Below are 16,178 nucleotides of genomic sequence, written 5' to 3' on the forward strand. Positions count from 1 at the left end.
ATGGCACTATTCCAGAGGCCTATCACCATGAAAACACCGCTTGCACTCCTTCTCGCTCTTGCCGCCCTGCCACTGCTGGCGCAGGCGCAAAACGCCGGCCGGCAGACCCCGGAAGCGCTGCGCAACAACGTGGAACAATTCCTGCAGGTACAAAGCAACGGCTTGCCAGGCAAGGTGACGATCAGCGTCGGCGCCGTCGATCCGCGCCTGAACCTGGCCGCCTGCCCCGCGCCGCAAGCGTTCATGGCGCCAGGCGCGCGCGCCTGGGGCAAGACCACCGTGGGCGTGCGCTGCACGGCACCTTCCAACTGGACCATCTATTTGCAAGCCAACGTGGCCGTCGTGGGCGACTACGTGGCCAGCGCCGTGCCGCTGGCACAAGGGCAAGCCATCGACGCCAGCCAGCTGGTGACGATGCAGGGTGACCTGGCGGCATTGCCCGCAGGCATCGCCACCGACATGGCCCAGGTAGTGGGCGCCAGCACGAATATTTCATTGCCACCAGGCACGCCGATGCGCCTCGACACCCTGCGCCGCAAGCCGGTGGTCATGCAAGGCCAGCTGGTGCGCGTCGTTTCCAGTGGCAACGGCTTCCAGGTGGCATCAGAAGGACGCGCCATCGGCAGCGCCGGCGATGGCCAGACGGTGCAGGTACGCACGCAGAGCGGCCAGCAGATCAGCGGCGTGGCGCGCGCGGGTGGCATGGTGGAGGTCGCCTTTTAACGCGAATAGATAGCGATATTGTAGTCTGGCGCACTAAAGTTCCTGGATAAGATGCCGATAAGATGTCATATCCCGGAGTTTTTTGACTTCGACCAGACGAGGATCACGCTGTGAAAATTACCGATAACACCATTAAAAGCAATCCCGGCCTGCCGGTGGCGCCCGCGAATACCTCCGGCGCCCGGAATGCCGAGAAAGCCCAGGCAACACCGACGACGTCGGACAATGTACGCCTGTCGCCACAAGGACAGGCATTAGCGGCCAGTGCAACTGCCGGCAGCGGCGCCGTGTTCGACACGAAAAAAGTCGAACGCATCAAACTGGCGATCGCCGACGGCCAGTTCCAGGTCAACTCTGAAAAAGTGGCGGACGGTCTCCTCGACACAGTCAAGGACTTGCTGCACTCACGAAATAGATAGGTTCCCTCATGCAATCAGTGACTCCGTTTTCCAGCCTGCGCGACGAGCAACAGCTCATGACCACATTGCTGGCATTGATGAAAGAAGAACAGCGGCATCTGGTTGCGGCTGACATCGATGCAATCACGGAGCTCACGGTGCGCAAGACGGCACTCGTCGGACAATTGAGCCAGCTGGCGGCGCAACGCCACCAGGCGCTGGCGGCAGCCGGTTTCACGGCCGCCGAAGCGGGCATGGAAGACTGGCTGATCAGCGCCAGCGAAGCCGAAGCGGCACCCCTGTGGAACGCCCTGCTCGACACCACGCGCGAAGCGAAAGAACAGAACCGGCTCAACAGCATGCTGGTCAACAAGCACATGCTGCACACGCAAGGCGCCCTGAACGCCATGCGCCCCACGGCACAGAGCGGCAATTTCTACGGCCCCAGCGGCCAACCGATGACCAACACGGCCAGCCGGCGCGTCGTCATCGGCTAATTTCCCTTATTTGTCCGCTCAACCGTGCACGGCACGCCCCGTGTGCTGGCGAAATTTCGCCGCGATGGCTTGCCCCTTCGCTGCGGCGGCAGCCTGCTGCGCCGGGGTCAGCTCATCCCGCAGCCAGTGCCAGTATTCATCCTGATACGGATTGGTGACGCCGGGCGCGAGGATGTCGTCGTAGACGAGGTGCAGGGCCAGCAGGTAGCCATACGCTTGCGGCGCATCTTTCTGCACCACCTCGCCATCGCGCAGGTAGGCCATCATCAGGGTAGCCACGCTGGAGAGTTCCGCTTCATCCGCCTGCGCCGTCAGCTGGGCGATGGCTTGCCGCTTCCATGCCTGCACCAGCGGATCGTCGGGACGGTTGCGCAGCGCGCTGCGGTCGCCGAACGGCCCTTCCGACAGGAACAGGGTGGCCGCGCCCGGTACGCCCGCCTTGGCGGCAGTGGCAAGGTAGCCGAGGCGGTCCTCGCGCTGGCGCTGCGTCAGGCCCGCGCACAGCTGCTGCTGGGCGGCTTTTTCTGCCGCCGTCATCTCGCGTCCCAGCTCGAATTCCAGCCCCGGCAAGCGGCTCTCGCGCTGGAAGACGATGCAGTCGTCGAGCAGGTTGTAGGCCGCATACGCATCTTCCGCCCTGCCGCTGGCGGCCAGGCGTTCGAGCCGCTGCGCCAGGGAAACGACAACGGGCGCTTCAGCCGCAGGGACGGAAGCATCGATATGCAAATACGATTCCAGGCTGCGCCCCGCTGGTGCACTGGCGGCAGCGATCGCCACAGATTGCGGCGCGCCGCCGTCGGGTGCGGGCCAGTACGCCAGCGCCAGTGCTGCCGCAATGGCAGCGGCGATGGCGATACTGGTGAATTTGACGTTCATGGTGAGGATGCGCGTGGATGGGAAGCGCACGTTACCACAGGCGCACGGCAGCGGGCCGCACGCCTCCGCACGCTCAACCGCCGGCTTTTTTCGCCTGGTGCCCCAGCTTGGCTAGCGCGGCCACGATGGTGTCCACGTGGTCGCCCTGCACCTCGATCACGCCATCCTTGACGGTACCGCCCGAGCCGCACTGCGTGCGCAGCTGCTTGCCCAGCAGGGCCAGCGCGATGGCGTCCAGCGCCAGGCCTTTTACCACGCTGACGCTCTTGCCGCCGCGACCCTTGGTCTGGCGCGACACGCGTACCACGCCATCGCCAGCCGGCGCCGCCTTGGCTTGTGCCTTGCACGCGCATTGCGCCAGCGGCTGGCGGCAGGCGGGACACATGCGGCCCGTTTCGGTGGAATACACGAGACCGCCTAGGGAACTGCTTTTCATGATGGAGAGATAAAAAGGGAGAAGGTGCGATTGTACCAAGCGCCGGGGTTCAGTTGGCGGGAGCCGGAGCAGGTGCGACGGGCGGCGTCGGCACTTCCGTCACCGTCTCGGGGATGCCCGACAAAATCGTCACGGCGACCCTGCGGTTGCGCGCGCGCCCTTCCGGCGTTTCGTTCGGCGCCACGGGGATGTTGTCGGCGTGGCCCACGGCCGTCAGGCGCGACGCTTGCACGCCGCTGGCGATGAACAGGCGCACCACGGCGCTGGCGCGCGCGGCCGACAATTCCCAGTTCGAGGCAAAGGTCGAATTGCTGATCGGCTGCACGTCCGTATGCCCTTCCACCTGCACCGCGTGGGGGTCGTCCTTGAGCAGCACGGCCACGGCGCGCAGCGCCTGGTCCGACTCCATCGTCAGCCCTGCGGCGCCCGGGTCGAACAGCACGCTGGCATTGATTTCCACGCTCACGCCGCGGCTCGTCTGTGTCACCCGCACCTTGCCCTCCTTGACCAGCGGCGCCAGGGTGGACGTCAGGTCCTGCGCCAGGCGCGTCATGTGTTCGCGCTCGCGGCGGATGGCTTCCGTGCGGCGTTTCAGGGCGGGGTTCGGCAGCGCAATGGCTTGCGGCGCTTCCATGATGATGGGCGGCGCGCCCTTTTCCAGGCTGAAGGCCTGGCCGATGGCATTCTGGAAGACGCGGTATTTGCCTTCGTTGACTTGCGAAATCGCATACATGACGACGAAAAAGGCGAACAGCAAGGTGATGAAGTCGGCGTACGAGATCAGCCAGCGGTCCTGGTTATCCGGTTCCTCGTCATACTTCCTGCGCGCGCGCCGCATCATGCTCAGTGCTCGTGCAGCAGGCTGGCCACGCGCTCTTCGATGATGCGCGTGTGGTCGCCCGTGGCGATGTCGTACAGCACGGCGGCCGTGATTTCATACTGCAGCACGCGGCGCGAGACGATGGCCTTGAGCTTGTTCGCCACCGGCAGGAACAGCAGATTGGCCAGGCCGACGCCATAAATGGTCGAGACAAACGCCACGGCAATGCCGCTACCCAATTTGCTCGGGTCGGTGAGGTTTTCCATCACGTGGATCAGGCCCAGCACGGCGCCCAGGATGCCGATGGTGGGCGAATAGCCGGCCGCCGATTCCCACACCTTGACGGCCTGGCGTTCGGCCATTTCATAGGCGGAGATTTCCACGTCGAGCAGCTGGCGCAGCTTGTCGGGCGCGATGCCATCGACGATCATGCGCAAGCCCTTGGCATTGAAGCGGTCGGCCGTGTTTTCCATCAGGCGTTCGAGCGCCAGCGGGCCGTCGCGGCGCGCCGTCAAGCTCCATTGCCCGATGTCGCGCGCCAGCGCGGCACGCGTGTCGGCCGGCGGCAGGAAGACCCAGCGCAGCATTTCCAGGCCGCGCACGAAGGTGCGCAGCCGCGTTTGCAGCAGCACGGCGCCGAAGGTACCAATGACCACGATGGCAAAGGCGGCCGGCTGCAGCAGGGAGGCCATCTTGCCGCCTTCCAGTGCCTGGCCGACCAAGAGGCCGGCCAGCGCCAGCGCCAGCCCGATTACGCTGGACCAGTCCACGCCAGCTCCCTCAAGGTTGCGCGCAGGCGCGCGACGGCCTGGGTATGCAGCTGCGAGACGCGCGATTCGGATACGCCCATCACCGCGCCGATCTCCTTCAGGTTCAGCTCTTCTTCGTAGTACAGGCCCATGAGCATTTTCTCGCGTGGCGGCAGCGCGTCGATGGCATCGATCACGGATTGCCGGAAATCGGTATCGAGCAGGGACCGCAAGGGGTCGCTGTCCTCGTCCACGCAATGGCGGTCGAGAAAGCTGTCATTGCCGTCCGGGTCATGAAAGTCTTCGTAGTACAGCAACTGGTGGCCGCCGCCGTCGCCCAGCATTTCCTGGTAATCGACGAGCGACATTTTCAGCAATTTCGCCACTTCCGACTCCGTCGGCGGGTGTCCCAGGCGCTGCTGCAAGATGCTCATCGCCTCTTCGATCTTGCGCATGTTCTGGCGCATGCTGCGCGGCAGCCAGTCGCTGGTGCGCAATTCGTCGAGCATGGCGCCGCGGATACGCAGCACGGCATACGTCTCGAACTGCGCGCCATGCGTCTCTTCATAGCGACTGATGGCGTCGAGCAGGCCGATCATGCCGGCCTGGATCAGGTCATCGACCTCGACCGAAGGCGGCAATTTCGCCTTCATATGGTGCGCCAGACGCTTCACCAGCGGAATGTGCTCCGTCAGCAAATAGTCCTTGTTCGATTTCCCTTTGACCGTGTACATAGGCTGCTTATTGTTTTAACTGCTATCGTGTGCTGATGATGGATTCAGACGCTGAACTGGTGCGGGCTCCCCGTCTGGTACAAGGTGCCACCGAGCACCGGCGCCGCCGAACGGGCCAGCCGCTCGGCCAGTCCGCGAAACGCCACCGAGGCTCCCGCCAGCGGAAAGGCATCGACCACGCTGCGGCCCAGACGCGCCGCGCGGTGCAGATACTCATCGGCAGGCACCGATCCCATCGAGGTCAGTTTCACGGCCAGATAGCGGCTCGCCGCCTGCGCCATATTATCGTATACCACTTTTGCCTCGGATTCGGAAGCGCCGGTGACGAGAATGCCGAACGGACGGCGTCCCAGCTCCTGGCTCAGGCGCTTGATCAGGCAGTACGCGGCCTTGATCGAGGTGGCGCTGGTCGACACTTGCACGACGATGTCGGACGAGGCCATCAGCGGCACGGGGAAGCAATCGCCCTCGTCGGCCATGATGCCGTCGACCAGCACGATGCCGCTCTGGCGCGCCAGCACCTCGAAGGTCTTGCCCAGGCGGCGCAGTTCTTCCGCACCCGCATAGTCCATGCTGTCCATCAGGTGGTTGCGCGCACCCAGGCTGGCCACGCCGAAGCCTTGCGGCACCTGGTGGATGACCTGGTTCAGGGCGCACTGCTGGCGCGCCACGTCGCGCAGGCTGGCGCCGTGCGCCAGTCCCAGGCGCGCGGCGACGCCGTCGCTGCCGCCGCTGGCGTCGAGCAGCAGCACGTCATTGCCGCCGTAGACCAGCGAAGCGCCCAGGTTGACCAGCATGGCGCCCTTGTCGTCCTGCGGCGTGGCCGATAAAAATGTCATCACGCGCGGCTGCGGACCAGCCAGCATGCGGCGCAAGCCTTCGGCCTGGTCGAAATCGAAATTAGCCAAGGCGCACCCCGCGCGCTTCATTGTTGCGGGCGGCCGCTTGCGCCATCAGGAGCGGCAGTTCGGCATCGGAAAACTGCGTCGCCGCCGCATCGCGCTTGAGCTTGAAGGCGCGGTCGATCAGGTAGCCGCGGTCGGCCAGGTACAGGTCTTCCGGCACGCGCTGGCCATTCGACACATAAAACAGATTGAGTTTCTGGCGGATCACCACGTCGAGCACATTGCCGATCGAGGCCGCTTCATCGAGCTTGGTCATGATGCAGCCGGCCAGGCCGCTGCCCTGGTAGGCGCGCACCACTTCGTTCAAGGTTTCCTGCGTCGCCGTGGAGTTCAGGCACAGCAAACGTTTCACGTCGGCGCCCGCGCCCGACAGCATGGCCACCTGCTCCGTCACCATCTGGTCGCGCTGGCTCACGCCCACCGTATCGATCAGCACCGTGTGCTTGTTCTTCAATTCTTTCAGGGCGATGCGCAAGTCCGCTTCATCCTTCACCGAATGCACCATCACGCCGAGGATCTTGCCGTAGATGCGCAACTGTTCGTGCGCGCCGATACGATAGGCGTCCGTGGTAATCAGGGCCAGCTTTTCCGGGCCATGGCGCATCACGCAGCGGGCCGCCAGCTTGGCCGTGCTGGTGGTCTTGCCGACACCGGTCGGGCCGACCAGCGCAAACACGCCGCCCTGCTCCAGCATGGCGTCTTCATTGGCGACGGTATTCAGGTTACGGCTGAGAACGGTCTTGATCCAGCGCATGCTTTGCGCGCCATCGAGGCCGGCGGGCAGCTTGTCGATCAGGTAGCGCGCCAGGCTGGCCGAGAAACCGGCGGCCAGCATTTCGCGCAGCACCACGGCTTTTTGCGGCTCGCGCTGCTGCGTCGAGCCCCACGAGATTTCCGCCAGCTGGGTTTCCATCATGCCGCGCATGGCGCGGATTTCATTCATCATGCCGCTCATCTCGGCGGCGGCGTTCTCTTTGACGTGCGCCAGCGCGCTGGCCATCATCTGCTGCATGCGGGCCATGTCCACTGGCTCACCGGCTGCCTGGCGCAGTGCGGCAGGACGTGGCGCAGCCGGGCGCTGGGCCGGGGCGGCCGGACGCTGCGGCGTGGCGAACTGGGTCTGCAACTGGGGACGGGGCTGGGACATTTCGGACGCGGCCGGCGGCGACGCCAGCGAAGCGGCATCGTCATTGGCCAGCGCGAGGATTTCCACCACGCCATCGGCCTGGCGGTTCGACAGGATCACGGCATCGGGGCCCAGCGCTTCGCGCACCTTGCGCAGCGCATCGCGCGACGAGGCACCCGTAAATTTCTTCACATTCATGACCGGCCTCCCAAGGCGGGGGGGGCGCAATATAGGCTGAACTGTGTGACCATCGTCGACTCCTGTTGCTTGGGTGCTGTCTTCCACATGGACACAGATCACCCGGACAGTCTCCATTATTAGCGATGCTTGGAGGAAATGATCGAAGGAACAGGACGGGAAAGTACCCGTTATTCAATTTGCCAGCAGGAAATTGATGAAAAAATAAGCAAAAGAGGTGGCAACCCGTCGCTTCGCGATCGGAGTGCGCCCCATTGGGACGCACTCCCCCATCGGGTTCGACCCCGGCCCTTCGCTTAGGGTTTGCGGTCTTAACAATACCAACTACTGCGCGCCCACCAGGCTGGTGACGCGGATGGTCTTGGTTTCCGGCACTTCCGCATGCGACAGCACCTTCAGCTGCGGCAAGGCGCGGCGCAGGAAGCGCGACAGCAAGGCGCGCAGCGGCGCCGGCACCAGCAGTACCGGCGTCAGGCCCAGCGCCTCCTGCTGCTGCGCGGCCAGCCCCGCCTGGTGCGCGATGGTATCGGCCAGACCCGGCTCGATGCCGGCGCCGTCGCCGCCGTTGCCCATGGCTTGCATCAGCAGGCGCTCCAGGCGGCTGTCCAGGGTCATCACGGACAATTCGGCGGCACCGGGGAACAGTTGCTGCACGATGGCGCGGCCCAGGGATACGCGCACCAGCGCCGTCAGCTCGTTCGGGTCTTGCGTATTGACCGTATGCTCGGCCAGGGTTTCGATGATGCTGCGCATGTCGCGGATGTGCACGCCCTCGGCCAGCAGGTTCTGCAGCACTTTTTGCAAGGTCGACAGTGACAGCATCTTCGGCACCAGGTCTTCCACCAGGCGCGGCGCATCCTTGCCCAGGTGATCGAGCAGCGACTGCACTTCCGCGCGGCCCAGCAGTTCGGAAGCGTGCGAGGTGATCAGGTGGTTCAAGTGCGTGGCCACCACGGTGCCCGCATCGACCACCGTGTAGCCCATCGATTGCGCCTGGTCGCGCAAGCTGGCGTCGATCCAGGTGGCGGGCAAGCCGAACGCGGGATCGCTGGTGGCCACGCCCGGCAAGGCGCCGCTGGCCATGCCGGGATTAATCGCCAGGAACTGCCCGTTGAACGCTTCGCCCACGCCCACTTCCACGCCCTTGAGGGTGATGCGGTAGGCGGACGGTTTGAGCTCCAGGTTGTCGCGGATATGCACGGGCGGCGCCAGGAAACCCACTTCCTGGGCAAATTTCTTGCGGATGCCCTTGATGCGTTTGAGCAATTCGCCGCCCTGCGTCTTGTCGACCAGGGGGATCAGGCGGTAGCCCACTTCCAGGCCCAGGGTATCGACGGGCATGATGTCTTGCCAGCTGGCTTCTTCCTGCTCGGGCGCCACGGTCGCTGGCGGCACGTCGGCCGGTTTCTCGGCCGCCTCTTTTTCCTGCGTGCGCTTCTTGCTGATCAGATATGCGGAGCCGGCCAGCGCGGAGGCCAGCAGCAGGAAGACCATGTTCGGCATGCCCGGAATCAGACCCATGCCGCCGATGATGCCGGCGGTGATATACAGTACTTGCGGTTTCGCAAACAATTGACCGACCAGCTGGGTGCCGATGTCCTGATCGCTGGCCACGCGCGAGACGACGATACCGGCCGCCGTGGAAATGATCAGCGAAGGAATCTGCGCCACCAGGCCGTCACCGATGGCCAGCAGGGTGTAGTTCTTGAGTGCATCGGCAAAGCCCATGTCATGCTGCAACAAGCCCACCAGCAAGCCGCCGACGATATTGATGACGGTAACCATGATGCCGGCGATGGCGTCGCCGCGCACGTATTTGCTGGCACCGTCCATGGCGCCATAGAATTCCGCTTCCTGCGCCACTTCCGTGCGGCGGCGGCGCGCTTCGTCTTCGCCGATCAGGCCGGCGTTCAGGTCGGCATCGATGGCCATCTGTTTACCAGGCATGGCGTCCAGCGCGAAGCGGGCACCCACCTCGGCGATACGGCCCGCACCCTTGGTCACGACGGTAAAGTTGATGATGGTCAAGATGATAAACACCACGATACCGACCGTGTAGTTGCCGCCGATCAGGAAGTGGCCGAACGCCTCGATCACTTTACCGGCCGCGTCGGCGCCCGTATGACCTTCCGTCAGCACCACGCGCGTGGACGCCACGTTCAGCGACAGGCGCAGCATGGTCGACACGAGCAAAATGGTCGGGAAGGCCATGAAGTCGAGCGGCTTGACCGTGTACAGCGCCGTCAGCAGCACGATGATGGACAGCGCGATATTGAAACTGAAAAAGATGTCGAGGATGAAGGCCGGCAGCGGCAGCACCATCATCGCCAGCAGCATGATGATGATGACCGGCGCGGCGATGCCCTTGCTGGCGTTGCTGCTCATACCGCTGAGCCAGGCTGGCAATCTCAGGCCGTTCATGGTGTACTTCCTTTATTCTTGTCTGCCGCGTCTGCTGCGGCTTTGATCTGCGATGCGGGGTCGAGCGGATCGAGCTCGGGCGGCACGTCGAGTTTCTTCGGCTTGTCGGGACGCTGGCCATGGCCGCTGCCGTAGCTGCGCAGCTGGAACACGTAGGCCAGCACTTCGGCCACGGCGCCATACAGCGCCTCGGGGATCTCGTCGCCGATGTCCGTGTGCTGGTACAGCGCACGCGCCAGGGCCGGCGCTTCCAGGATGGCGACCTTGTGTTCGCCGGCCAGTTCGCGGATCTTCGCCGCCACCTCGTCGATGCCCTTGGCCACCACCTGCGGCGCGCCGCGCGAATTCTCGCCATACTTCAAAGCCACCGCGTAGTGGGTAGGATTGGTCACCACCACGTCGGCCGTCGGCACGTCGGCCATCATGCGGCGACGCGACATTTCATGCTGCATCTGGCGTATCTTCGCCTTGATCTGCGGATTGCCGTCCGACTCCTTCGCCTCTTGCTTGACTTCCTGCAAGGACATTTTCATCTTGTTAGCGTAATGCCACATCTGGTACGGGCCGTCGATGGCGGCGATCAGGCCCAGCGCGCCGACGATCAGCAAAAAGGCCGTGATCAGCAGACTGATCAGATGGGCCGAACCGGCGCGCAAGGATTCGACCGACAGGCCCAGCACGGCGTCTTTCTGGTGCTGCATCACCATCCAGGCGACGACGCCGACGACGAGCGTCTTGGCGATGGCCTTGAGCAATTCCACCAGCGCATTCTTCGAAAACATATTGCCCAGGCCGCGAATCGGGTTGAGCTTGCCAAAATTGGGGGTGAACGCCTTGGAACTGAACAGCCAGCCACCCACCAGCACGGGCGAGGCCAGGGCGACGAGCATGATGGCCGCGGCGTACGGCAGGCAAGTCAGCAAGACGGAGCCCACGTCGTAGCCGATGCGCAACATCATCGCGTCGGGATTGAGGATTTGCTCCCGGTCCAGGGTCAGGCCGGACACCATGACCGCCGTCAGCCGGCGCACGATGGCGTCGCCGGCAAACCACAGGCAGCAGCCAGACGCCATCAGCACCGTAAACGTGGCCACTTCACGCGATCGCGGAACGTCGCCTTCCTCACGCGCCTGCTCGAGGCGCTTCGGTGACGCGGCTTCGGTCTTTTCTGCGTCGCTGTCTTCCGACATCAATCAACTCCGGTGAAGTCCTGCAGCCTGGTTAGGCGCAATACGGACTGGGCATGGAGCATTATCGAGTCAAGTGCCTAGTTGCCATCGGCGGAACAGGAGGACAAATCCCCTGTATTTCCTTTGCTCCTCAGAAACCTTAGCGGGACTTCCTGGCTTCCGCCTGCTTCACTGTCTGCTCGATGGCGCCAAACAGCGACTTGCCATCGTCACCCAGCATTTCCAGTCGAACAACATCACCGAACAGCAAATAGGGCGTACTGGCGACGCCATCGGCGATCATCTCCTGGTTACGTCGCTCAACGATACTGGAAAAACCCTTCTTGACTTCCTTGTTGGCGACGCCGCCCGCACTCACCACGCTGCCGGCACGCGCGTTGCGCGTCCGGCACAGATGGGCGAGCAATTGCGGGTAATTGAACGCCATGTCGGCACCCGCGTGGGGCTGGCCCGTCAATTTTCCGTTCAGGCTGCAGCGCAAGGCGTAATGCACCTTGCCGCCGCGCCAGGCGTCGCCCAGCTCGTCGGGCGTGATGGCCACCGGTGAGCAGGCCATGGCCGGCTTCGCTTGCAGGTAGCCGTAGCCGCTGGCCTGCTCCTCGGGCGCCAGGTTGCGCAAGGTGATGTCGTTGACCAGCATCAACAGCTTGATGTTCAGGTGCGCCTGGTCCGGCGTCGAGCCCATGGCCACGTCGTCCGTGATGGCGGCGATACCGGCCTCGTAATCGATGCCCCACTGCTCGTGCGCCAGAGTGATGTCGTCGTGGGCACCGAGGAAATCGTCGCTGGCGCCCTGGTACATCCGTGGCGCCTCGCGCAGATTGGCGGGCGCGTCTACGCCCGCCGCCTTGCAGGCGCGCTCGATCTGCTGCAGGTACGAGGCGCCAGCCACGCGCAAGCTGCTGCGCGGCAAGGGTGCCATGCAGTTGGCAGGGTCGAAGTCGAAGGCGCGGTGACCACGGCCGCTATTGATGGTCTGGTACAGCAAATCGAGCTGGGGCGCGATGAAGCTCCAGTCGTCGAGCGCCTTTTGCAAGGTCGAGGCGATGCCATCGGCCAGGTGGGCCGTTTTCAGGTCGCGCGAGACGACAGCCAGCTGGCCGTCGCGCGTGCCGTCTTTCAAAGTTGCTAATTTCATGTACGGGAAACTTCGTCAAATGCAGGCAGTGGAGGCTAAAGACGCCAAAAAGCCGGGACATCCCCGGCTTTGACGGTCAGGAGGGATTTACGCCAGCAGCGCGATCTGCTCGGGCGTGAGATAGCACCACTCGCCTTCGGCAATGCCCAGCGATTCCAGCGTCAGGCTGCCGATGGCGGAACGGTGCAGCGCGCTGCAATGGTTGCCGGCGGCGGCCAGCATGCGCTTGACCTGGTGGTATTTGCCTTGTTCAAGCACGATTTCCAGCTGGAATTCTCCGCGCTGGACGCAGACGAGGGCCGCCAGCGGGGCCGGTTCGTCGTGTAATTGCACACCGGCCAAGAGCTGCGCCACCAGTTCATCGGTCACGGGCTCTTGCGTGGTAGCCTGGTAAATCTTGGGAACGTGACGCTTCGGCGACGATTGTGCATGGATAAATGGACCATCGTCGGACATCAGCAGCATGCCGGTCGTATCGTGGTCGAGCCGGCCGACGGGCTGGACTTCGCGCCAGGTGAACTGTTCCGGCAGCAAGGTCAGCACGCCAGGGTGATGACTGGGCTTGCGCGAGCATTCGAAGTTGGCGGGCTTGTTCAGCGCCAGGTACAGGTGCGCGCGGTATACCCACTCTTCTTCAAACACGTGCAGCACCAGGCCTTCGGTCTCGACGGTGGTACGGTAATTGGTCTGGGTGACGCCATCGATGACGACATCGCCATCTTCGATGAGGGAACGACAATATTTACGGGTGCCAAAACCCTGCGATTGCAGGATGCGGTCTAGGGATAATTTACTCATGGGCGTGACTTTACCAGAAGCGGCTGACAGCGTGAAGCGGCGGCGCACACCGCCTGCGCCAGTCGGCGGACCGTGCACCAGCCTTGCGCAGGCACAGATACGGCGATGCACAAGGTGAGATTTCGATATAAATGGCCTAATCCTTTGAGATATATCAAGCGCTCGGAATATCGCATTGATAGACTGAAACTTCGTTAGGAATCCGCCTAATGTACTTTAGGAATTGTGGCAGTCGCCACCCCTCATAAGGACATCGTATGAAGCATACCGATACCATCGCCTTACAAGGCAGCATCGCCGACATGCGCCAGCGCATCGCTGCGGAACAGGCGGCCATGCACAAGGTCAGACTCGGCGTGGCGCGCTGGCGCAACACCCCTGCGCCGCAGGATGCGGACGCGCCACCATCGCCAGCGAGCCAGACGCACTGGCATGCCGAGGCGCAATGCCAGTTCATGTGCTGGCTGGAACTGGGCGGTTTCGCGCACGCGGATGCGGTAGTCGACAACGTGAGCGCACCCGCCATGGCCGATACGCCGCCCGACATCAGCGCCAGCAGCGCCAACTCCGGCAGCAACACAGCAGCGGCGCCGGCCCCCGCTGCCCGCGCACTGTAACGGCTGCGCCGCCTGAGCGCGCCGCCATCGGACCCGCCATGCCCTGCCCCCGCATGCCTGTCTTGCCAGCCAGACCAGATCACGCATTGCACGATGCCAGCCCACCCGGCACGGACGACGCACAAAAGGAAACGGCGGCATTGCGCCGCCGTTCCCAAGCCCCATCGGGACTTTAGTGAGGAATGTAAATTCACTCAAAACCACATCTGCGATGCGGCGAGTAGTTCCAAGACCTGCCAATCAAGTTAGTACTGACAACATAGTTGATATATCGCCCCTCCTTGAAAAGAACTACGCTTTCACTATAGCCCAAACAGCCCCTTTTTCAAGCCAAATTACCATCTTATTGAAAATCATTCTCGACTGGCTTGCCTGCCAGCCAAGAGTGATGCTTTCAACGCAACGCCGGTTGTGACTGCTGCACGGCCGCCTTCATGGCGCCTGCGCCCATGGCGGCGCCAAATTTCTTCAGCACCCGCTCCGGCAAGCCTTCATGCTGCGTGTAGTCGACGATGTCTTCCGCCTTGACGACGTCGCGCGCCACGCTGTCGACCGTGCCGAAATCGTCTGCCAGCCCCATTTCCACGGCTTTCGCGCCCGTCCAGTACAGGCCCGAGAAGGTATCGGCTGTTTCCTTCAGGCGCTTGCCCCGTCCCGTGCGCACCACGTCGATGAATTGCTGGTGGATTTCATTGAGCATGCCTTGCGCATACGCCTTGTGCTTGTCCGTCAGGGGACTGAACGGGTCCATGAAGCCCTTGTTCTCGCCCGCCGTCAGCAGCCGGCGCTCGACGCCCACCTTGTCCATCACGCCCGTAAAGCCGAAGCCATCCATCAGCACGCCGATGGAGCCGACCACGCTGGCCTTGTTGACGTAGATGCGGTCGGCGGCGGCGGCGATGTAATAGCCGCCCGAGGCGCACATTTCATCGACCACCACATACAAGGGCTTGTCCGGATAGCCCTTGCGCAGGCGCTGCATCTCGTCGACGATCATGCCGGCCTGCACGGGACTGCCGCCCGGACTATTAATGTGCAGCACCACGGCCACGGAACCGGCATCGGAAAACGCCTTGTCCAGCGCGGGGATGACGACGGCGGCCGAGCCGCTGCCTTCGGACTCGATGCTGCCGCTGATGTCGATCAGGGCCGTGTGGCGGCCCAGAGTCTCGCTGTCGTCAGCCGTGTTGTAGTCATAAAACACCCACAGGGCGAACAGCACGATCAGCAAGCCGAAGATCTTGAAAAAGATGCTCCAGCGGCGGTGCGCGCGCTGCTCTTGCAAGGTGGCAAATACCAGCTTTTCCAGCACGGCGCGCTCCCAGTTCCCCGCAGGGGCGCCGTGACCGGCGGCTGGCGCGCTGCTGTCCAGCTTGTCATTCGTGTTATCGCTCATGGTTCACTTTGTTTAAATTACAATAATGCCTGTGCCAGTCTTCAGGCCGGCAGCGGCTGGACATACTCATCGGGTTGCCAGTACAGCTGGCCATCGCGCTCGCTCACGGGAATCGGGCGCAAGCGGCCGCCCTTGCAGGGACCGCCCGCGCACAGGCCGCTCTCCGGCACATAGATGGCGCCATGCGTCGAACACATCAGGTACAAGCCGCTGGACTCGAAAAACTCGCCTTCAGCCCAGTCCAGTTCGATCGGCACGTGGGCGCAGCGGTTCAGATAACCATACGCTTTGCCGCCGTGGCGCACGACAAAGCCGGTGGTCGCTTCACCACCGGCCGAGACGGGAAAGCGCACGCCCTTGCCGCCATCGGCCACCGCATCGGCGGCACAAATCAACACTTCCACACCATCGCTCATCATGCGTGCTCGCTCAGCCATTGGTGCAGATCGGCCACCGTGGCGGCCGAATACAGGGGCTTACAAGCCTGCAACTGGGCCACCGGATGCGCCCCATACTCTACGGCAATACCGGCCGCGCCTGCATTGCTTGCCATCAACAAATCATGACTGGTGTCGCCGATCATCACGGTGCGGCGCATATCCTGCCCCAGTTCGCGCGTCAGCTCTTGCAGCATGGCCGGATGGGGCTTGGAAAACGTTTCATCGGCGCAGCGCGTCGCATCGAACAGCGACAGCAGCTTGACGGCATTCAGCGAACGGTTCAGGCCGACACGGCTCTTGCCCGTGGCGACGGCCAGAAAGTACGCTTGCTGCGACAATTCCAGCAGCATTTCTTGCACGCCGGGAAACAGGGTCAGCTCATGGTCGCGCGACAGATAGTGATAGCGATAGCGTTCCGCCATGCGCGCATGGTATTTCGGCTCGACATCAGGCATCACCAGCTGCATCGCTTCCTGCAAGCCCAGGCCGATCACATGCGAGGCCAGCAACTCGGTGGGAATTGGCAAGCCCAGGTCTTTCGCCGACGCCTGGATGCACTTGACGATGGTCGAGGTACTGTCTATCAGGGTACCGTCCCAATCGAAGACGATCAGATCAAATTGCTTTCTTGCCATGTTTCCCGACGGCAAAGCCGCCGGCTCCTTGAGAATGAATGATGGCGACTGACTACCTTGTGAGTAGTGTCCCCGCACGCG

The 16,178-nt window shown here is 63.3% G+C and carries 18 protein-coding genes; 4 read left to right on the top strand and 14 right to left on the bottom strand.

Going from position 1 to position 16,178, the window contains the following annotated elements:
- The first annotated feature begins 27 nt into the window (after positions 1-27).
- From flgA to C8C92_RS22715, 3 genes are all read left to right on the top strand, one after another.
- Positions 28-723 carry a flagellar basal body P-ring formation chaperone FlgA gene (gene flgA, locus C8C92_RS22705; RefSeq protein ID WP_116745298.1) on the top strand — a complete coding sequence of 232 codons (696 nt, stop codon included), beginning with the start codon at positions 28-30 and terminating at the stop codon, positions 721-723.
- A 110-nt stretch (positions 724-833) separates the two neighbouring features.
- Positions 834-1,142 (top strand): flagellar biosynthesis anti-sigma factor FlgM, encoded by a 309-nt coding sequence (flgM, locus tag C8C92_RS22710; RefSeq protein ID WP_034754089.1) that lies wholly within the window; start codon positions 834-836, stop codon positions 1,140-1,142.
- A gap of 8 nt (positions 1,143-1,150) precedes the next feature.
- Positions 1,151-1,618 (top strand): flagellar protein FlgN, encoded by a 468-nt coding sequence (locus tag C8C92_RS22715; RefSeq protein ID WP_116745299.1) that lies wholly within the window; start codon positions 1,151-1,153, stop codon positions 1,616-1,618.
- 18 nt (positions 1,619-1,636) lie between these two features.
- Here C8C92_RS22715 and C8C92_RS22720 read toward each other — a convergent pair whose 3' ends face one another.
- From C8C92_RS22720 to C8C92_RS22770, 11 genes are all read right to left on the bottom strand, one after another.
- The gene (locus C8C92_RS22720; protein WP_116745300.1) at positions 1,637-2,524 is read right to left on the bottom strand and encodes a hypothetical protein; all 888 of its coding nucleotides are present in this window, start codon (positions 2,522-2,524) and stop codon (positions 1,637-1,639) included.
- A gap of 43 nt (positions 2,525-2,567) precedes the next feature.
- Positions 2,568-2,930, bottom strand: a complete 363-nt coding sequence (locus C8C92_RS22725) for a translation initiation factor Sui1 (protein ID WP_099762520.1) — start codon at positions 2,928-2,930, stop codon at positions 2,568-2,570.
- 49 nt (positions 2,931-2,979) lie between these two features.
- Entirely contained in the window at positions 2,980-3,768 is a 789-nt protein-coding gene (gene motD / locus C8C92_RS22730) for a flagellar motor protein MotD (protein ID WP_099764444.1), read from the bottom strand.
- A 5-nt stretch (positions 3,769-3,773) separates the two neighbouring features.
- Complete coding sequence (locus tag C8C92_RS22735; RefSeq protein ID WP_071075840.1) at positions 3,774-4,520, bottom strand: flagellar motor protein; 747 nt, start codon at positions 4,518-4,520, stop codon at positions 3,774-3,776.
- Positions 4,502-5,233 (bottom strand): RNA polymerase sigma factor FliA, encoded by a 732-nt coding sequence (locus tag C8C92_RS22740; protein WP_071075839.1) that lies wholly within the window; start codon positions 5,231-5,233, stop codon positions 4,502-4,504. The genes C8C92_RS22735 and C8C92_RS22740 overlap by 19 nt, the downstream gene beginning before the upstream one ends.
- A 44-nt stretch (positions 5,234-5,277) precedes the next feature.
- The gene (locus tag C8C92_RS22745) at positions 5,278-6,141 is read right to left on the bottom strand and encodes an antiactivator of flagellar biosynthesis FleN protein (RefSeq protein ID WP_116746093.1); all 864 of its coding nucleotides are present in this window, start codon (positions 6,139-6,141) and stop codon (positions 5,278-5,280) included.
- On the bottom strand, positions 6,134-7,462 hold the full coding sequence (gene flhF, locus C8C92_RS22750) for a flagellar biosynthesis protein FlhF (protein ID WP_116745301.1): 1,329 nt from the start codon (positions 7,460-7,462) through the stop codon (positions 6,134-6,136). The genes C8C92_RS22745 and flhF overlap by 8 nt, the downstream gene beginning before the upstream one ends.
- 324 nt (positions 7,463-7,786) lie before the next feature.
- Positions 7,787-9,883: a flagellar biosynthesis protein FlhA gene (gene flhA / locus C8C92_RS22755; protein WP_116745302.1), complete on the bottom strand. Its 2,097-nt coding sequence runs from the start codon at positions 9,881-9,883 to the stop codon at positions 7,787-7,789.
- On the bottom strand, positions 9,880-11,073 hold the full coding sequence (gene flhB, locus C8C92_RS22760; RefSeq protein ID WP_099762511.1) for a flagellar biosynthesis protein FlhB: 1,194 nt from the start codon (positions 11,071-11,073) through the stop codon (positions 9,880-9,882). The genes flhA and flhB overlap by 4 nt, the downstream gene beginning before the upstream one ends.
- 139 nt (positions 11,074-11,212) lie before the next feature.
- The gene (locus C8C92_RS22765) at positions 11,213-12,211 is read right to left on the bottom strand and encodes a fumarylacetoacetate hydrolase family protein (protein ID WP_116745303.1); all 999 of its coding nucleotides are present in this window, start codon (positions 12,209-12,211) and stop codon (positions 11,213-11,215) included.
- Positions 12,212-12,298: 87 nt separating this feature from the next.
- Positions 12,299-13,009, bottom strand: a complete 711-nt coding sequence (locus C8C92_RS22770) for a 16S rRNA pseudouridine(516) synthase (protein WP_116746094.1) — start codon at positions 13,007-13,009, stop codon at positions 12,299-12,301.
- Between the two features lie 257 nt (positions 13,010-13,266).
- Between C8C92_RS22770 and C8C92_RS22775 the strand changes: the two genes are divergently transcribed.
- Positions 13,267-13,626 (top strand): hypothetical protein, encoded by a 360-nt coding sequence (locus tag C8C92_RS22775; RefSeq protein WP_116745304.1) that lies wholly within the window; start codon positions 13,267-13,269, stop codon positions 13,624-13,626.
- Positions 13,627-14,020: 394 nt separating this feature from the next.
- Here the strand turns inward: C8C92_RS22775 and C8C92_RS22780 are convergent, their stop codons facing one another.
- Genes C8C92_RS22780 through C8C92_RS22790 form a run of 3 tightly spaced genes read right to left on the bottom strand, consistent with a single transcriptional unit; the run spans position 14,021 to position 16,097 of the window.
- A complete protein-coding gene (locus C8C92_RS22780; protein ID WP_116745305.1) occupies positions 14,021-15,022 on the bottom strand; it encodes a S49 family peptidase in 1,002 nt (333 codons plus the stop codon).
- 41 nt (positions 15,023-15,063) lie between these two features.
- The gene (locus tag C8C92_RS22785) at positions 15,064-15,441 is read right to left on the bottom strand and encodes a Rieske 2Fe-2S domain-containing protein (RefSeq protein WP_207781036.1); all 378 of its coding nucleotides are present in this window, start codon (positions 15,439-15,441) and stop codon (positions 15,064-15,066) included.
- Positions 15,438-16,097 (bottom strand): HAD-IA family hydrolase, encoded by a 660-nt coding sequence (locus C8C92_RS22790; RefSeq protein WP_071075831.1) that lies wholly within the window; start codon positions 16,095-16,097, stop codon positions 15,438-15,440. The genes C8C92_RS22785 and C8C92_RS22790 overlap by 4 nt, the downstream gene beginning before the upstream one ends.
- Positions 16,098-16,178: the final 81 nt, after the last annotated feature.

It is taken from the genome of Janthinobacterium sp. 78 (assembly GCF_003096775.1).
Classification (GTDB): Bacteria; Pseudomonadota; Gammaproteobacteria; order Burkholderiales; family Burkholderiaceae_D; genus Janthinobacterium; species Janthinobacterium tructae.